A 15963-nucleotide genomic window follows, 5' to 3' on the forward strand; every position below is an offset into this window, starting at 1 on the left:
ATCAGGGGTTACGCCCGCAGGGACTTCAGCAGGGCCACGTCCGCCGCGTGCCCCTCCTTGCCGCCCGGGGTCTCGATGACCAGCGGTACGCCGTCGGTCGCCGGGTGGGCGAGCAGCTCGCGGAACGGCTCCTCGCCGATGTGTCCGGTGCCGATGTTCTCGTGGCGGTCCTTGTGTGCGCCGGCCACATCCTTGGAGTCATTGGCGTGGATCAGCTTGAGCCGCCCCTCGCCGACGGTCTCCACCAGGAGGTCCAGGGTCTGCTTCATGCCGCCGGGCCCGGCCAGATCGTGTCCGGCCGCGTAGATGTGGCAGGTGTCGAGGCAGACGCCCAGCTTGGGGTGGGCGTCCAGGGCCTCGAAGTACGGGCCGAAGTCCCAGGTGCGCGAGCACAGTGAGGCACCCTGCCCGGCCGTCGACTCCAGGAGCAGGAACGGGTCGTCGTCGTGGGTCAGTTCGTCGAGCAGCGGCAGCAGATGCGTACGGACCTGCGCGAGAGCCTCCGCGCGCGGGCGTCCGCCGGTCGCCGAGCCGGTGTGCACGACCACGCCGAGCGCGCCGATCTCACGGCCCCGGCGCAGCGAGTGCCGCAGCGACTCCACCGACTTCTCCACCGTCGCCCCGGTGCCCGAGCCGAAGTTGATCAGGTACGGCGCATGGACGTACGCCGGGATCGAGGCCTCGGCGCACTCGGCCCGGAACTTCTCGTCCTGGGCCGGGTTCCCGGCGGGGGTGGCCCAGCCGCGCGGGTTGGCGGCGAAGACCTGCACGGTCTCGGCGCCGATCTCCCTCGCATAGGTGAGCCCGGTCGTGGCGAGGCCGCCGGCCACGGGGACGTGGCCGCCGATGGGGTTGCGCATGGGGTGACTACCTACAGTCCCTTGGTGGTGATGGTGATGGTGGAGCCCTCGGGCGCCTGCGTCCCGGCGGCGACGGACTGGCCCGACACCTCGTCGCTGAGGAACGGGAAGCCGCGGTCGACCTTCACCTTGAAGCCGGCCTTCTCCAGATCCCGCTGGGCGTCGGCGGCCTTCTCGCCGGTCACCTTGGGCACCGGGATCATCCGGGGGCCCTTGGACACGGTCAGCGTGACGCTGTCGCCCTTGGCGAGCTGGGCGTGCTCGGCGGCGGACTGGGCCGCGACCTTGCCCGCGTCCTGCACCGAGTTGACCTGGTCGGGTGCGACGGTGACCTGGAGCCCGGCGTTCTGGAGGGCGGCGGTGGCATCGGCCACCGAGTCGCCGACCACGCCGGGCACGTCGACGGGGGCGCCCTTGCTGACGACCATCGAGACGGCCGTGTCCGTGTGGCGCTTGACGCCCGCGGCCGGGTCGGTGCGGATGACCGAGCCCTGCGGGACGCTCTCGTTGAACTCGCTCGCGGTGTCTCCGGGCGCGAAGCCCGCCTTCTGCAGCTCGCTCTTCGCCTGGTCGAGCGGCATCCCGTCCAGCTTGGGCACCTGCGCCGTCTCCGGGCCGCGCGAGACGACCAGGGTGACGGAGCCGTTGCCGCGGATGCGGGCACCGGTCGCCGGGTCGGTCGAGATGACCTGGCCCCGCTCGACGGTGTCGCTGAACTGCCGGTCGACCTTCTTCACGCCGAGCCCGGCGCCCGACAGCTTCTTCTTCGCCGCGTCCTCGCTCTGTCCGATGAGGGCCGGAACCCGGGTGAACTGGCCGGAGTTGATGTACCAGACGCCCGCGCCGACCCCGAGGATCAGCAGCAGCGCGGCCACGATCGCGATCAGGCCGCGCCGGTTGTCGATCCGGCCGCGCGGCTGGCGGCGCGGCCTGCGCGGCGGCGGCTCCGGCTCGTCCTCGATGCGCTGCGGCATGATCAGCCGGCTGGTGCGGTTGACGGGCTCCTCGTGGACGGCCTCGGCGGGCATGGGCCCGGCCGCCGGGGTGACCGGCGTCGGCAGGGCCCGCGGGATCACGCTCGTACGGTCGTCGGCGCCGCTCTCCCCGGCCGAGGCGTGCGCGCCCGGCGGGACCGCGTCCAGCTGCTCGTCGTCGAGGGCGGCGCGGGCGGTACGGGTCTGCGCGAGCAGGGCCACCGCGTCGTGCGGGCGGACGTCGGGGTTGCGGGCGGTCGCCGAGGCGACCAGCTCGTCCAGCTCCAGGGCGAGGCCGGGCACGGCCGCGGACGGCGCGGGCACGCCCTCGTGGAGGTGGGCGTAGAGGATCTGGGCGGGGGTGTCCCCGTGGTGCGGCTTGGCGCCGGTGAGCATCTCGTACAGGACGACACCGCACGCGTACACATCGGCGCGGGTGTCCGCGGTGCCGTGCTCGATCTGCTCGGGGGCCAGATAGGAGACGGTGCCGAGGACCGAGCCGGTGGTGCTGGTCACCGAGTCGACGGCCCTGACCAGGCCGAAGTCGGCGACCTTGACCCGGCCGTCGTCGCCGATCAGGACGTTCTCGGGCTTCATGTCCCGGTGGACGAACCCGGCCCGGTGGGCGGCGCCGAGGGCCGCGAGCACGGGCTCCAGGATGTCGAGGGCCGCGCGCGGCTGGAGCGCGCCGCGCTCGCGCAGCACGTCGCGCAGGGTGCAGCCCGCGACGTACTCCATCGCGAGGTAGACGTACTGGTCCTGCGCGCCCTGGTCGAAGACACCGACCACATTGGGGTGCGCGAGCCGGGCCACCGATTTGGCCTCGCGGATGAAGCGCTCCACGAAGGAGGCGTCGGCGGCGAGGCTCGGGTGCATCACCTTGAGGGCGAGCACGCGGTCGAGGCGGGTGTCGACGGCCCGGTAGACCGTGGCCATACCGCCGACGGCGATGCGCGCGTCGACGCGGTAGCGGCCGTCGAGCACCTGCCCGACGAGGGGGTCATGAAGGGTCGTATCCACGGGGGAGAGTTTACGAGCGCGGTCCGGCCCCCTTCACGCCGCGGGCGTTCAAGGGGCCGGACTGAAGCCGAGCTGTGACGCGGACCGGCTAGAACGCGGGGCGCTCGGGGTCGAGCGCGGCCCGGCCCGCCATCGTGGAGGACGCCTCGGCGAAGTGGCGGCGGGGGATGCGGCCCGCGCGGTGCGCCAGGCGGCCCGCCTCCACCGCGTGCCGCATCGCCTCCGCCATCAGGACCGGCTCCTGGGCCCGGGTCACCGCCGAGGCCAGCATCACCGCCGAACAGCCGAGCTCCATGGCGAGCGCCACGTCGGAGGCGGTGCCCGCGCCCGCGTCGAGGATCACCGGGACACTCGCCCGGTCCACGATCAGCTCGAAGTTGTGCGGGTTGCGGATGCCGAGGCCGGAGCCGATGGGGGAGCCGAGCGGCATGATCGCCGCGCATCCGACGTCCTCCAGCTTGTGCGCGAGGACCGGGTCGTCGTTGGTGTACGGCAGCACGGTGAACCCGTCGTCGACCAGCACCTCGGCGGCGTCGAGCAGTTCGATCGGGTCGGGAAGCAGGGTGCGCTCGTCGGCGATGACCTCCAGCTTCACCCAGTGCGTGCCCAGCGCCTCGCGGGCCAGGCGCGCGGTCAGGACGGCCTCGCCCGCGGTGAAGCAGCCCGCCGTGTTGGGCAGCACCCGGATGCCGAGCCGGTCGAGCACGGACAGGACCGAGCCCTGCACGGTCGGGTCCAGGCGGCGCATCGCGACGGTGGTGAGCTGGGTGCCGGACACCGCGAGCGCGCGTTCCAGCGTGTCGAGGCTGGGTGCCCCGCCGGTGCCCATGATCAGGCGGGAGTCGAAGGTGGTGTCGGCGATGGTCAGAGAGTCGTCGGCCATGGGTCAGCCTCCCTGCACGGCGGTGAGGACCTCGACGCGGTCGCCGTCGCCGAGCGTGGTCGTGGGCCAGGCGCTGCGCGGCACGACCGCCTCGTTGACGGCGGCCGCGACCCCGGAGCGGGACGGGGCGAGGGTGGCGACGAGGGCGTCGAGGGTGGTCCCGGAGGCCAGCGCGCGGGGCTCGCCGTTGACGGAGATGGTCATGCGGTCGTCAGCTCCCAAGATGCGGAGGTGAAGCGTCGGGGGGTGAACGGGCGTGCCTCGTCGGGCAGTTCACCGGTGGTCAGGACGTGCGCCATGACGTCGCCGGTGACCGCGGTGAGCAGCACGCCGTTGCGGTAGTGGCCGGTCGCGAGCAGCAGCCCGGGCAGGGCGGTCGGGCCGAGCAGGGGCGCGTTGTCGGGGGAGGCGGGACGAAGCCCGGCCCGGGTCTCGGTGAGCGGCAGCTCGGTGATCCCCGGCACCAACTCGTGGGCGTCGCGCAGCAGTTGATAGACGCCGCCCGCGGTGACCGTGGTGTCCCAGCCGAGTTCCTCGCTGGTGGCGCCGACGACGAGCTCGCCGTTCTCGCGCGGTACGAGATAGACCTCGCTGCCCCGCACCACCGCCCGCACGGTCCGGGACAGGAACGGCGCGTAGGCGGGCGGCACGGTCAGCCGCAGGACCTGGCCCTTCACGGGACGTACGGGAGGCAGGAGCTCTTCCGGCACGCCCGCGAGGCGGCCGCTGAGGCTGCCCGCGGCGAGCACGACCTGGTCGGCCGCGAGTTCGCTGCCGTCCGCCAGGACGACACCGCGAGCCCGCTCCCGTACGACCGAGAGCCGCTCGGCCCAGCCGCGCGCGAACCGCACCCCGGCCTGTGTGCACGCGCCGACCAGCGCCTTCGCCAGCCTTCTCGGGTCGATCTGGTGGTCGCCGTCGACCCGCAGGCCGCCGCGCACGCCGGGCGCCAGCATGGGTTCCAGGCGGCGGCAGTCGCGCCCGGACAGCCACTCGGACTCCAGGCCGCAGCGGACCTGGAGCGCGTGCAGGTCGCGCAGGTGGGCGCGGTCGTCGGAGTCGAGCGCCACGGCGAGGGTGCCGCAGGCGCGGTAGCCGGTGTCGAGGCCGGTGACCTCCCTCAGCTCGGCCGCGAAGGCCGGGTAGCGGCGGGCGGATTCGACATTGAGGGCGAGCAGGGTCTGCTCGCCGTAGTGGAGCTCGGTGACGGCGGCGAGCATTCCGGCCGCGACCTGGGCGGCGCCGCCGCCCGGCTCGGGGTCGGCGAGCACGACACCGAGGCCGCGCTGGGAGGCCCGCCAGGCGGTGACGAGCCCGATGATGCCGCCCCCGACCACGAGGACGTCGGACCCGTTCCCGGACCCGTTTCGTGAAGAACGCATGGGCGTCCAGCCCCTCCCTTCGCCGGCATGACCCGGATCAGGTTCGTACGGTCGGAGGCCGCCAGCCTCCCTCTCAGCCCGGTGCGTCCGGGCTCCCGCGAGTGCTTTACGCCTGCCACCATAGCCCGAGCCCCCAGCCCCGAGTAAGGGAGCGTCCGGGCGACCGGGAGGTGCCCGCGTTGACCGGACCCCTTACCTGACGAATAGTCAGCTGTTTATGGTGATCGGGTGAGCGAACAGCAGACGCAATCCGAAGCACGGCACGTGGTCGTCGTCGGCGCGGGCATGGCCGGCGTGCAGACCGCGGTGGCCCTGCGCGAACAGGGCTTCGCCGGAGCCATCACCCTCATCGGCGCGGAACCCCACCAGCCCTACGACCGGCCCCCGCTGTCCAAGGCCGTCCTGCTCGGCAAGGCCGAGGGCTCCGCCTTCGAGGTGGACTTCGAGGCCCTCGGCGTGGACCTGCGCCTGGGCCTCGAAGTCACCGGGGTGCGGCCAGCCGACCACGTGGTGGTCACCGAGGCGGGCGAGGTCGCCTACGACATCCTGGTCATCGCCACCGGAGCCGAACCGCTCACCCTGCCCGGCAGCGGGGGAGTGCCCGGCGTCCATCTGCTGCGCACCCTCGACGACGCGCGGCGGCTGCGCCCGGTCCTGGACCAGCGGCACCGGATCGTGGTGGTGGGCGCCGGGTGGATCGGCGCGGAGTTCGCGACGGCCGCACGCGACGCGGGCTGCGAGGTCACCGTCGTCGAGGCCGCCGACCGCCCGCTTGCCGGGGTGCTGCCCGCCGAGGTCGCCGCGCCGATGGCCGGCTGGTACGCCGAGTCGGGCGCCGAACTCCTCACCGGCGCCCGGGTCCAGGCGGTCGTGCCGGGCGAGGTGCTGCTCGCCGACGGCCGCCGGCTGCCCGCCGACGCCGTGGTCATCGGCATCGGCGCCCGCCCCGCGACCGGCTGGCTGACCGGCTCGGGCATCGCGCTGGGCCCCGATGGCGCGATCACCGCGGACGCCCGCCTGCGCACCTCGCTCCCCGATGTGTACGCGGTCGGCGACTGCGCCTCGTTCCCCTCGGCCCGCTTCGGCGAACGCCTGCTCGTCCACCATTGGGACAACGCGCTCCAGGGCCCGCGCACGGTCGCCGCCGACATCGTGGGCGAGGCCGCCGCCGACTACGACCCGGTCCCGTACTTCTGGTCCGAGCAGTTCGGCCGCTTCGTCCAGTACGCGGGCCACCATACTGACGCCGACGAAGTGGTCTGGCGCGGCGACCCGTCCTCGGCCCCGTGGTCGGTCTGCTGGCTCCGGGACGGAGCGCTGGTGGCGGTACTGGCAGTGGGCCGCCCGAGAGACCTGGCCCAGGGCCGCAAACTGATCGAATCGGCGAAGCCACTGGACGGGGAAAAGGTGGCGGATTCGGCTGTGCCGCTGAAGTCGGCGGTGCAGGGGTAGCCGGAGGGGGCGACTTCGGGCGAGCAACCATGCGGCTGAGGGGCAAGGTGAGGCGCTGGCCGGCAACCATGCCCTTTTAGGAGCGCGGGGAACTGCGCGACCAGCCACGCACGGTCCGCAGCCGAACGAATAGCCCCTCCGGCGCTTGAGGAGAAGGGGGCCGGAGGGGGCGCGGAGCCCCCATGACACGCCGCGGAGGGGGCCGGGGGCACAGCCCCGAAGGACCACCCCGGTACCGAGTGTCAGTGCGAGGTGGCACGCTTGTGACCGTGACCGAGATTGACGCAAAGATTGATGCTCTCGTCCCCGCCTGGCTCCACCTCCCCGACATCGCGGAGATGCTGGACGTGGAGGTGACGCGCGTACGGCAGCTGGTCAAGGAGGGCCAGCTCATCGCCGTACGCCGCGGTGAGAACAGGGCGCTGCAGGTGCCCGCAGCCTTCATCGACGCCGACAAGGTGGTGAAGGGCCTGGTCGGGACGCTGACGCTGCTGAGGGACGACGGCTTCTCCGACGAGGAGATGCTGGAGTGGCTCTTCACTCCCGACCCGAGCCTGCCCGGCACCCCCGCGCAGGCCCTCAGCGAGAATCGCGGCACGGAGGTGAAGCGCCGCGCCCAGGCGCTCGCCCTCTGAGTCGTACGAGCCCACCCGACAGTGCCGACAGGCCCGCGGTGTACGGTCCGGTCCACCCGGCCCGTACACCGCGCGGCCCGGCCGAAGACGAACACAACGGGGGACCTTCCATGCCCACGGCCCGTGAGCAGCTCGCCGACGCCCGCCTCTACCTGTGCACCGACGCCCGTAAGCGCCAGGGCGATCTGCCCGGGTTCCTGGACGCCGTCCTCACGTCCGGCGTGGACATAGTGCAGCTGCGGGACAAGGGCATGGAGGCCGCCGAGGAGCTGGAGCACCTGGCCGTCTTCGCGGACGCCTGCCGCCGGCACGGCAAGCTGCTCGCGGTCAACGACCGGGCCGACGTGGCGCACGCCATCGGCGCCGACGTGCTGCACCTGGGCCAGGGCGATCTGCCGGTGCCCGCCGCCCGGGCGATCCTGGGCGACGAGGTGCTGATCGGCCGTTCCACGCACGCGAACGAGGAGGCTGCCGCGGCCGCCGCCGAGCCGGGTGTGGACTACTTCTGCACGGGCCCCTGCTGGCCCACCCCCACCAAGCCGGGCCGGTACGCGCCGGGCCTGGACCTGGTGCGCCACACCGCCTCGCTCGGCACCGACCGGCCCTGGTTCGCGATCGGCGGCATCGACGCGGGCAACCTGGACGAGGTTCTGGACGCGGGCGCCGACCGCGTCGTCGTCGTACGGGCGATCACCGAGGCCGACGACCCGGCCGCGGCCGCCGCCGACCTCGCCAAGCGGGTCCGGGAGCGGCTCGCGTAGCCAGCTGTCCGAGGGGTGGACAGAAGTCCGGCAATTGAGACAAATCGCCCTCGTTTGTTGGGGTGCCGGGCAGCCCTGGCTAACCTGCGAGTATGGCCCTTGGCACAGCTTCCACCAGGACTGATCGCGCGCGAACCGTGCGCGACATGCTCGCGTCCGGCGAGACGACGTACTCCTTCGAGTTCTACGCGCCCAAAACCGAGAAGGGCGAGCGGAACCTCTGGAACGCGCTGCGCCGGGTCGAAGCGGTTGCCCCCGACTTCGTCTCCGTGACGTACGGGGCCGGCGGCTCCACCCGTACCGGAACCGTCGAGGCCACCCAGCAGATCACCGAGGACACCACCCTCACCCCGGTCGCCCACCTCACCGCCGTCGGCCACTCGGTCGCCGAGCTGCGCCATACGGTGGGCCAGTACGCCGACGCCGGGATCCGCAACATCCTCGCGGTGCGCGGCGACCCGAAGGGCGACCCCATGGGTGAGTGGGTCAAACACCCCCAGGGCGTGACATACGCGGCCGAACTCGTCGCGCTCATCCGGGAGTCGGGCGACTTCTGTGTCGGCGTCGCGGCCTTCCCGGAGATGCACCCGCGCTCGACGGACTGGGATTCCGACATCCGGCACTTCGTGGACAAGTGCCGCGCGGGCGCCGACTATGCCATCACGCAGATGTTCTTCGAGCCCGAGAACTATTTGCGTCTGCGCGACCGGGTCTCGGCGGCCGGTTGCGAGACCCCGATCATCCCCGAAGTCATGCCCGTGACCAGCGTGAAGCAGCTGGAACGACTGCCTCAACTCAGTACCGCGGCATTCCCGGAGGACCTGCGGGACCGGATGCTTGCCGTCAAGGACGATCCGGCCGCTGTACGCTCCATTGGCATCGAGTTCGCCACGGAGTTCTGCTCACGGCTGCTCGCCGATGGCGTACCCGGGTTGCACTTCATTACCCTCAACAACTCCACGGCGACGCTCGAAATCTACGAGAATCTCGGCCTGCACCAGCAGGCGTAGCCGAAAACCGGCCCGGGTCAGGGGACAGCTGTACCCGGGACAGGAGGATGAGGGGCGTACATGGGCTGGACGGTCCTCTACATCGCGTTCGGAATCGTCGCACTGTGGCTGCTCGGCGAGGTGCTGCTGCAGTACAAGGCGCGGCTGCGCTGGCGGTTGCTCGCCTTCACCGGGTTCGTGGGTGTGGTCCTGGGCGTCCTCATTCCGTCCGTCTTCGTGATCATCCTGGGCGCGATCGCCTTCGCCGTCGGCCAGGTGTACGTCACGCTCTCCTTCCGGCGCGGCTTCTCCACCGGCTGGGCGCTCGGCGGCAGGCCGGGCGCGAGCCGCCGCCGCAGGGCGAGCCGCGGCAAGAGCGCCCCCGCCCCGGAACCGGTCCTCGAAGTCTCCGACCTCCAGTACGAGGACGCGTCCGCCGCAGGCTCCCTGGACGCGAACGGCGAGCCGCTGCACGCCGCTTCGGCCCACGCCGACTCGGTCTACGAGCCGCAGCCGATGCCCGACGAGACCGGCCAGTACGGCATCTACAGCCCCGCCAAGGAGCCCGAGGCGCAGCCCCAGTACCCCGCGTACGACCCCCAGCAGCCCTACGCCGACCCCTACGCCCCGCAGTACGACGAGCCGGGCGCCGGGCAGCAGCAGTACGCCGCCTACTCGGACCCGTACATCGGCAACGGCGGCCAGGCGTACGGCACGTACAACGGCTACGACAGCTTCGGCGGCCAGCACTCCTACCCCGCCGACCCGCTCACCGCGCAGTACGCGACGGACACCCCGCCCGGCGGCGTCTGGGTGCCGCAGCAGCGCGACGGGGAGTACGTCCCCTACGAGCAGCAGGTCCAGCAGCCGCAGCAGCAGGTCCAGCAGCCGTACGACCCGAACCACCCGGATCTGCCGCAGCACCCCGAGCAGCAGCCCTACCGCTACTGACCGGTCCCGGCACCGTTCGCCGGGCGGTTCGCCGGGCCGGGGCTCACTGCGAGCCCCGGAAGCCGTCGCCCTCCACGATCAGCCCGGCCACCAGCGCGCCCGTCATCCCGGCGTGCGCGAGACCGCCGCCCGGGTGCGCCCAGCCGCCCGCCAGGTACAGCCCCGGCAGGCCGGTGGTGTTGGACGGGCGCAGCAGCGTGGCCCCGGCTCCGGCCAGTGAGGGCGCGGGCACCGAACCGCCCCCGGCGCCGGTCGCCTCTGCTATGTGGACAGGGGTGCGGGACTCGTGCCAGAGCATCCGCTCCCGCAGGTCGGGCACGGCCCGCGCGGCGGCCTCGATCAGCTTGTCCGTGTACCGGCGAACCAGCGCCTCGTCCGTCCAGTCGACCGGCCCGCCGGGCGCGACCGTCGCCGTCAGCGTCACCGCCTCGTGGTCGTCGTCGGGCCGCACCGCCGGATCGTCGGGGCGCAGCACGGTGACCGTCGGCGGCCCGTCGTGCGTTCCCGCGAAGGCCGCGCGGGCCTCGGCCGTGGCGCCGGGGGAGTGGACCACCGTGCGGTGCGCGGCGTCCACGGGGCGGGCGCCGCGCAGGGCGAGCAGTACCGTGAAGCGGCTCGGCCGGGCCGTGGCGGCGGGGCGGACCGTGTCCGGCCCCCACAACTCCCGGCCGGGCAGCATCCGTTCGAGGCCGCGCGGGTCCGCGCCGCACACCACGTGATCCGCCTCCACGACCGTGCCGTCGGCCAGCTCGACGCCTGCCGCCCGGCCGTCCTTCTCGCGGACCCGCGCCACCTCGGCGTCGAAGACGAACTCGACCCTCCTGGCCAGGCAGCGCTCGTACACCGCGCGCGCCAGCTCCCGCATGCCGCCGCGGACGTACCAACTGCCGAAGGTCTGCTCCATGTACGGCAGAACCGCCGCCGAGGCGGGGGCCGTGCCCGGGTCGAGGCCGTACTCCAGGGCGTAGCTCTCCAGGAGCGTGCCCAGGTGCCCGCCGCCCAGCTCCCACTCGGCGACCTCGCCCAGCGTGGCCGCCTGCCGGGGCGAGCGGAGCAGCCGGCGCTGCTTCGGCGCGGGATACGGCTCGCGGGCGAGCACCTGCCAGTTGGGCCACAGAGGCTCTTCCAGGAGCGGCCGGCGGGTGCGGTCCCAGGCCTCCCTGGCCCGGATCAGGAACGCGCCCCAGCGCTCGCCCGCGCCCGCTCCCAGAGCCGCGTCGAGGGCCGACATCACGCCCGCGCGCGAGGCGTTGGGCAGCGACACTTCCGTACCGTCGGCGAAGAGGTGGTGCGAGGCCGGATCCACCGGGGCGAGCTCCACGAGGCTCTCCAGGGGCTCCTTGCCGGTCTTCACGAACAGGTCGCGGTAGACGGCGGGCAGCCGCAGCAGACCGGGGCCGGTGTCGAAGACGAACCCGTCCCGCTCGAACCGCCCCAGTGCGCCGCCGTACGTCGACGAGCGCTCGTACACCGTCACCCGGTGGCCTGCCACGGCCAGCCGGCCGGCAGCCGCCATGGCGCCCACACCAGCGCCGATCACCACAATCCGTGCCATGTCTGCGACTGTATCCGCCGCCACTGACATCTCAGTCCGGCGGCCGGCGAACCCCCGCCGCGGCCAGCCGCTTCTCCTCCCGGCGCTGTGCCCTGCGCCGGCGGAAGCGGCGGATCTTCCGCCACAGCACGACCAGTATCACGATGCCGATGAGCAGCAGGGTGCCCGCGATCACGGCCGCCACGAGCGGGTGGAAGATCGCGAAACTTATGATCCCGGCGACGCCCAGGTCCTCCGCCGTGCTCAGCGCGATGTTGCTGAACGGCTCGGGCGAGGTGTTCACCGCCATCCGCGTCCCGGCCTTGACCAGATGGCTCATCAGCGCCGTCGAACCGCCCACCGCGCCCGCCGCGAGATCCGGCAGCGAACCGCTCTGCCCGGCGAGCAGCGCCCCGACGACCGCGCCCGCGATCGGCCGGATCACCGTGTGCACGGAGTCCCAGACCGAGTCGACGTACGGGATCTTGTCCGCGACCGCCTCGCAGAGGAACAGGACGCCGGCGGCGATCAGGACGTCGGGACGCTGGAGCGCCTCGGGCACGTCGTCGGTGAGGCCGGTGGCGCCGAAGATGCCGAGCAGCAGGACCACCGCGTACGCGTTGACCCCGCTCGCCCAGCCGCTGGTGAATACGAGGGGGAGTACGGACACGGTCGCGATGTTAACCAGATCCGGCCGTTCACGACTGGGGTTGAGCACGGACGTCTGAGTATCCGTACCTAGGAGGTGAGATGAGTACCTGCACGGATGGGCTCCTACCTGCGCGGACGGGAAGGTGGAGACCACGGAAGGGGCGCGGCGCCGGCACCGCCGACACGGGGCGGCGGAACCGGCGCGGCTCCCTGGACGTAACGGGGTACGGGGGAGACCCGGGGGGACGTTCGGGGGAAGCGCCGGGCCGGTGCGGTTCATGGGGGATTGAACCGCACCGGCCCGGCGTATTTCCGTTTCCGGAGCAGGGGCTAACGGCCGCTGACTCTGCCGTGCAACAGCCTTGACAGCGCCGCGTGGACGTCGTCCAGGGAGCGCTCGCTCTGGAAGGCCTGCCAGTCGAGCGCGGCCACCAGGACCATGCCGACCAGGGCCGCGGCCGTGAGCGGGATGTCGATCTCCTCGCTCAGCTCGCCCGCCGCCACCGCGTCCCGCAGGACCGTCTCGACGACGGCCACCGCCTCCCGGCGCACCACCAGGAGGGTCGACTGCCAGGCGCGGTTGGTGCGCCACAGCTCGGCGACGTACAGCTGGGTGAAGGCCGGGTAGCGGTGGATGAAGTCCAGGCCGGCCCGGATCATCGCGTCAAGCGCCTCGACCTTGGTTCCACCCCGCTCGGCGGTTTCGTCCGCGGCCGCCTGCAAAGACGCGGTCAGCAGACCCACGCCATGGCGCAGCAGCTCCTCGAAGAGCTCGGTCTTGCTCTTGAAGTTGTAGTACACCGTGCCCTTGGCGACGCCGGCCCGCTCGGCGATCTCGTCGACCGTGGTGGCCGAGAACCCCTGTTCGGCGATGAGCGTCACAGCGGCCTCGTAGAGCCTCTGCCGGGTCGCCTGCCGTCTGGTGCTGCTGCTGTCCATGGCGTCGATTCTCACAGGCTCAGCTCGGGGTGCAGCCGGTCGAGCGACCACACCTGCTTCTGCCGGGCGGACAGCGCCGTCAGTGCGAGGGCGCCCGCGGTGAAGGCGGCCAGGACCGCACAGCCCTGCCACACCACGCCCAGGTCGCCGCCGGTGATCAGCCTGCGCAGCCCGTCCACCACGTAACTCATGGGCAGGTAGGGGTGGATGGCGTTGAAGAACGCCGGGCTCGTCTGGACGGGGTAGGTGCCGCCCGCCGAGGTCAGCTGGAGCATCAGGACGGCGAGGACCAGGATGCGTCCGGCCGCCCCGAACTTGGCGTTGAGCCACTGCACGATCGCCGCGAAGCAGCAGGAGGTCAGCGCCAGATAGCCCAGCGTTCCCGCGGTCCGCTGCATTTCGAGGCCGAGCCCGAAGTGCAGCACCGACATCAGCGCGGCGATCTGGAGCACCCCGACGGCCGCCACCGGCAGCCAGCCCGCGAACGCGATCCTCCAGGCCGAGGCCCCGGCGGCCAGGGCGCGCCGGTTGAGCGGCTGGATCAGCATGTACGCGACCATCGCGCCCACCCACAGGGAGAGCGGGATGAAGTACGGGGCGAACCCGGTGCCGTAGTTGGGCGCCTTGTGCATCGCCTGCGAGGCCAGCTTGACCGGGTCGGCCATGACGTCGGTGCGCTGGTCGCGCTGCTGCTTGTCGTAGTCCGGGATCTTGCCGACGCCGTCGTGCAGACCGGTCGCCAGCTGGACGGAGCCGTCGGAGAGCTTCACGATCCCGCCGTCCAGGGTGCTCGCGCCCTTCTTCAGCTTGCCGACGCCCGTGTCGAGGTCGGTGGAACCGGTCTTGGCGCTGCCCAGACCGGCGTGGATGCCGGCCGCGCCCTTGGCGACGTCGTGCGCGCCCTTGTTGAGCTTGTTGATGTCGGCGACCTTCGTCTCCAGGTCGGTGGAGAGCCGCGGCGCCTTCGCGGCCAAGTCCCGGGCCTTGGTCTGGAGGTCTTCGAGGTCCTTGCCGAGCTTCTTGAAATCACCGCCCTGGTCCTTGACGAGGTCGTTGACGTCCGCGGTAAGGGTCGCGCCGGTGGCTGTCGCCTTCTTGGCCCTGTCCAGCGCCGGGCAGACCTGGCCGTCGGCGGGCTTGTCCACACAGAGCTGCTGGTAGAGCGTGTTGAGGTCCTGGGAGGCCTTGCGGGTGCCGGTCGCCGCCTTGGGGGCGAGGTCGACGATCTTTTCGATGTTGTCGCGCACCGGCTGGATCGAGTCGGCGAGGAGCTTGGCCGAGTCCCCGACGGTCTTGCCGTTGTCCTTGAGGTACGGCCGCGCCTGGCCGGCCGCCCCGTTGGCCTCGTCCGCGATCCGCTGAGTGCCGTCGGCGACCTGCTGGGCGCCGTTCGCCAGGGTGCCCGCGGCGGTGTCGAGCTTCGTGATGCCGCCGGCCAGCTTGCCGCTGCCGTCCTTGGCATCGTCGAGTCCGTCGGCCAGTGCCTTGGAGCCGTCCTTGGCCTTGCCGAGCCCGTCCTTGAGGTCGCCCGCGCCCTTGGCCGCCTTCTCCGTGGCGTCGTGGAGATCGCCGAACGAGATGAAGATCTTGTCGAGGAAGGACCGCGAGGCCTTGCTGGAGGCGGCGGCGCGCACCTCGGAGAAAACCGTCTTGGAGATAGACCCCACGATGTAGTTGTTCGCATCGTTGGTCCGCACCTGGAGCGCGCCTGTCTCGGGGGCGTCCCCGGAGCTGGACGCGATCCTCTTGCTGAAGTCGGCGGGCATCGTCAGCGACAGGTAGTAGGTGCCCTTCTCCAGGCCCTTGCGCGCCTCGGCGCCGCTGACCTCGTGCCACTCGAAGGTCTTGCTGTCGAGCAGCTTCTTGCTGAGGTCGTCGCCCACGTGGAGCTTCTGCCCGGCGGCGTCCGCCCCCTTGTCGTCGTTGACGAGCGCCACCGGAATCCGGTCGAGCCGGCTGTAGGGGTCCCAGAACGAGCACAGGTAGAGCGCGCCGTAGAGCAGCGGCAGCAGGAGCAGCGCGACCAGTGCGGCCCGCGGCAGCTTCCCCCTGCCGAACCGCTTCAGCTCAAGCGCTGCCAGTCGTGGCGAACGCATCCGCCGCCCCCTCCTTGCTCGTGGCCCCGTCCTTGGCGCCAATTTCGGTCGTCACTAGGGTGATGTCGGCCTCGGCGGGCGCCTCGCTGCACACCGCGAGCACGGTGGTGCCGGCGTCCGCGACCGAGCGAAGCAGCGCCCAGGCGGCGGCCCGTTCGGCGTCCGACAGCTTCAGGTCGGTGTCGTCGACGGCGAGCAGCCGGGGCCGCTGGATCAGCGCGAGCGCGACCGTGAGCCGCAGCGCCTCCAGGCGCTCCAGATCGCGTACGGAGGTCTGCTCGCGCTTGGGCAGCGAGGCGAGGTCCAGGCCCGCCGCGGCCAGCGCCTCGTCGATCCGGGCGCGGTACTCGGCCCGGCGCTGGGCGGGTGAGCGTAGCAGCGCCCGCACCGAACCGTCGTAGCGGCGCTGCAGCATCACGCGCTCGCGCAGGTGCTCGGCGACGGTGAACGCCGGGTCGAGCTCGCTGACGCCGGGCACATGGCCGAGCGCGCTGATCCGCCGCACGGCGGCCATCTTGCGCGGCAGCTGATGGCCGGCGACCCGCGCCCAGCCCTCGGCAGGCTTCATCCGGCCGGTGAGGGCGAGCAGCAGGCAGGTCCGGCCGGAACCGGAGGGCCCGGCCACCGCGACGAGCGAGCCGGGGGCCGCGTCGATGCCGACCCCCCTGAAGGCCCAGCCGCGCGGCCCCTTGAGCCCGAAGCCCTCGGCACGGATCGCCGCGCCGGTCACTTCCGAGTGCGGGCTGTCCACATTCCCCCCTGCTCTGCGCGTCCCCCGGGCCGGAACTCCGGCCCCATCTTTTGAACTGACTGGTCAGTACAAAAGATAGCTCGAA

At 72.2% G+C, this 15963-nt stretch carries 15 protein-coding genes and 1 riboswitch; of the genes, 5 read left to right on the forward strand and 10 right to left on the reverse strand.

Going from position 1 to position 15963, the window contains the following annotated elements; all coding sequences use genetic code 11:
- Positions 1–8: 8 nt before the first annotated feature.
- The 5 genes from ACSHXC_RS28385 to thiO all read right to left on the reverse strand — a co-directional run bounded on the left by ACSHXC_RS28385 (position 9) and on the right by thiO (position 5119).
- A complete protein-coding gene (locus tag ACSHXC_RS28385; protein WP_438294294.1) occupies positions 9–860 on the reverse strand; it encodes a deoxyribonuclease IV in 852 nt (283 codons plus the stop codon).
- 11 nt (positions 861–871) lie between these two features.
- Positions 872–2854, reverse strand: coding sequence for a Stk1 family PASTA domain-containing Ser/Thr kinase (gene pknB / locus ACSHXC_RS28390; RefSeq protein ID WP_438294295.1), 1983 nt, complete (start codon positions 2852–2854; stop codon positions 872–874).
- 88 nt (positions 2855–2942) lie between these two features.
- Complete coding sequence (locus ACSHXC_RS28395; protein ID WP_438294296.1) at positions 2943–3737, reverse strand: thiazole synthase; 795 nt, start codon at positions 3735–3737, stop codon at positions 2943–2945.
- A 3-nt stretch (positions 3738–3740) separates the two neighbouring features.
- A complete protein-coding gene (gene thiS, locus ACSHXC_RS28400) occupies positions 3741–3941 on the reverse strand; it encodes a sulfur carrier protein ThiS (protein ID WP_386034621.1) in 201 nt (66 codons plus the stop codon).
- Positions 3938–5119, reverse strand: coding sequence for a glycine oxidase ThiO (thiO, locus tag ACSHXC_RS28405; RefSeq protein ID WP_438294297.1), 1182 nt, complete (start codon positions 5117–5119; stop codon positions 3938–3940). The genes thiS and thiO overlap by 4 nt, the downstream gene beginning before the upstream one ends.
- Positions 5117–5228: riboswitch (TPP riboswitch) on the reverse strand. Its footprint overlaps the gene before it by 3 nt.
- Positions 5229–5347: 119 nt before the next feature.
- On the opposite strand from thiO, the gene ACSHXC_RS28410 reads away from it, so the two are divergent.
- From ACSHXC_RS28410 to ACSHXC_RS28430, 5 genes are all read left to right on the forward strand, one after another.
- Positions 5348–6571 carry an NAD(P)/FAD-dependent oxidoreductase gene (locus ACSHXC_RS28410; RefSeq protein ID WP_438294298.1) on the forward strand — a complete coding sequence of 408 codons (1224 nt, stop codon included), beginning with the start codon at positions 5348–5350 and terminating at the stop codon, positions 6569–6571.
- 269 nt (positions 6572–6840) lie between these two features.
- On the forward strand, positions 6841–7206 hold the full coding sequence (locus ACSHXC_RS28415; protein ID WP_438294299.1) for an Rv2175c family DNA-binding protein: 366 nt from the start codon (positions 6841–6843) through the stop codon (positions 7204–7206).
- A gap of 110 nt (positions 7207–7316) precedes the next feature.
- A complete protein-coding gene (gene thiE / locus ACSHXC_RS28420; RefSeq protein ID WP_438294300.1) occupies positions 7317–7967 on the forward strand; it encodes a thiamine phosphate synthase in 651 nt (216 codons plus the stop codon).
- A gap of 92 nt (positions 7968–8059) precedes the next feature.
- Positions 8060–8977: a methylenetetrahydrofolate reductase [NAD(P)H] gene (metF, locus tag ACSHXC_RS28425; protein WP_438294301.1), complete on the forward strand. Its 918-nt coding sequence runs from the start codon at positions 8060–8062 to the stop codon at positions 8975–8977.
- A 60-nt stretch (positions 8978–9037) separates the two neighbouring features.
- Positions 9038–9907 (forward strand): hypothetical protein, encoded by an 870-nt coding sequence (locus ACSHXC_RS28430; RefSeq protein ID WP_438294302.1) that lies wholly within the window; start codon positions 9038–9040, stop codon positions 9905–9907.
- Positions 9908–9950: 43 nt separating this feature from the next.
- Here ACSHXC_RS28430 and ACSHXC_RS28435 read toward each other — a convergent pair whose 3' ends face one another.
- The 5 genes from ACSHXC_RS28435 to ACSHXC_RS28455 form a co-directional block, all read right to left on the reverse strand.
- Complete coding sequence (locus ACSHXC_RS28435; protein ID WP_438294303.1) at positions 9951–11462, reverse strand: phytoene desaturase family protein; 1512 nt, start codon at positions 11460–11462, stop codon at positions 9951–9953.
- 31 nt (positions 11463–11493) lie between these two features.
- On the reverse strand, positions 11494–12111 hold the full coding sequence (locus ACSHXC_RS28440; RefSeq protein ID WP_438294304.1) for a DUF4126 domain-containing protein: 618 nt from the start codon (positions 12109–12111) through the stop codon (positions 11494–11496).
- Between the two features lie 311 nt (positions 12112–12422).
- The gene (locus ACSHXC_RS28445; RefSeq protein ID WP_438294305.1) at positions 12423–13031 is read right to left on the reverse strand and encodes a TetR/AcrR family transcriptional regulator; all 609 of its coding nucleotides are present in this window, start codon (positions 13029–13031) and stop codon (positions 12423–12425) included.
- Between the two features lie 11 nt (positions 13032–13042).
- Entirely contained in the window at positions 13043–15127 is a 2085-nt protein-coding gene (locus tag ACSHXC_RS28450; protein WP_438294306.1) for a YhgE/Pip family protein, read from the reverse strand.
- Entirely contained in the window at positions 15099–15878 is a 780-nt protein-coding gene (locus ACSHXC_RS28455) for an ATP-binding cassette domain-containing protein (RefSeq protein ID WP_438294307.1), read from the reverse strand. Before ACSHXC_RS28455 ends, ACSHXC_RS28450 begins: the two co-directional genes overlap by 29 nt.
- Between the last annotated feature and the right edge of the window lie 85 nt (positions 15879–15963).

It is taken from the genome of Streptomyces sp. HUAS TT7, from assembly GCF_051550175.1.
Taxonomy (GTDB): Bacteria; Actinomycetota; Actinomycetes; order Streptomycetales; family Streptomycetaceae; genus Streptomyces.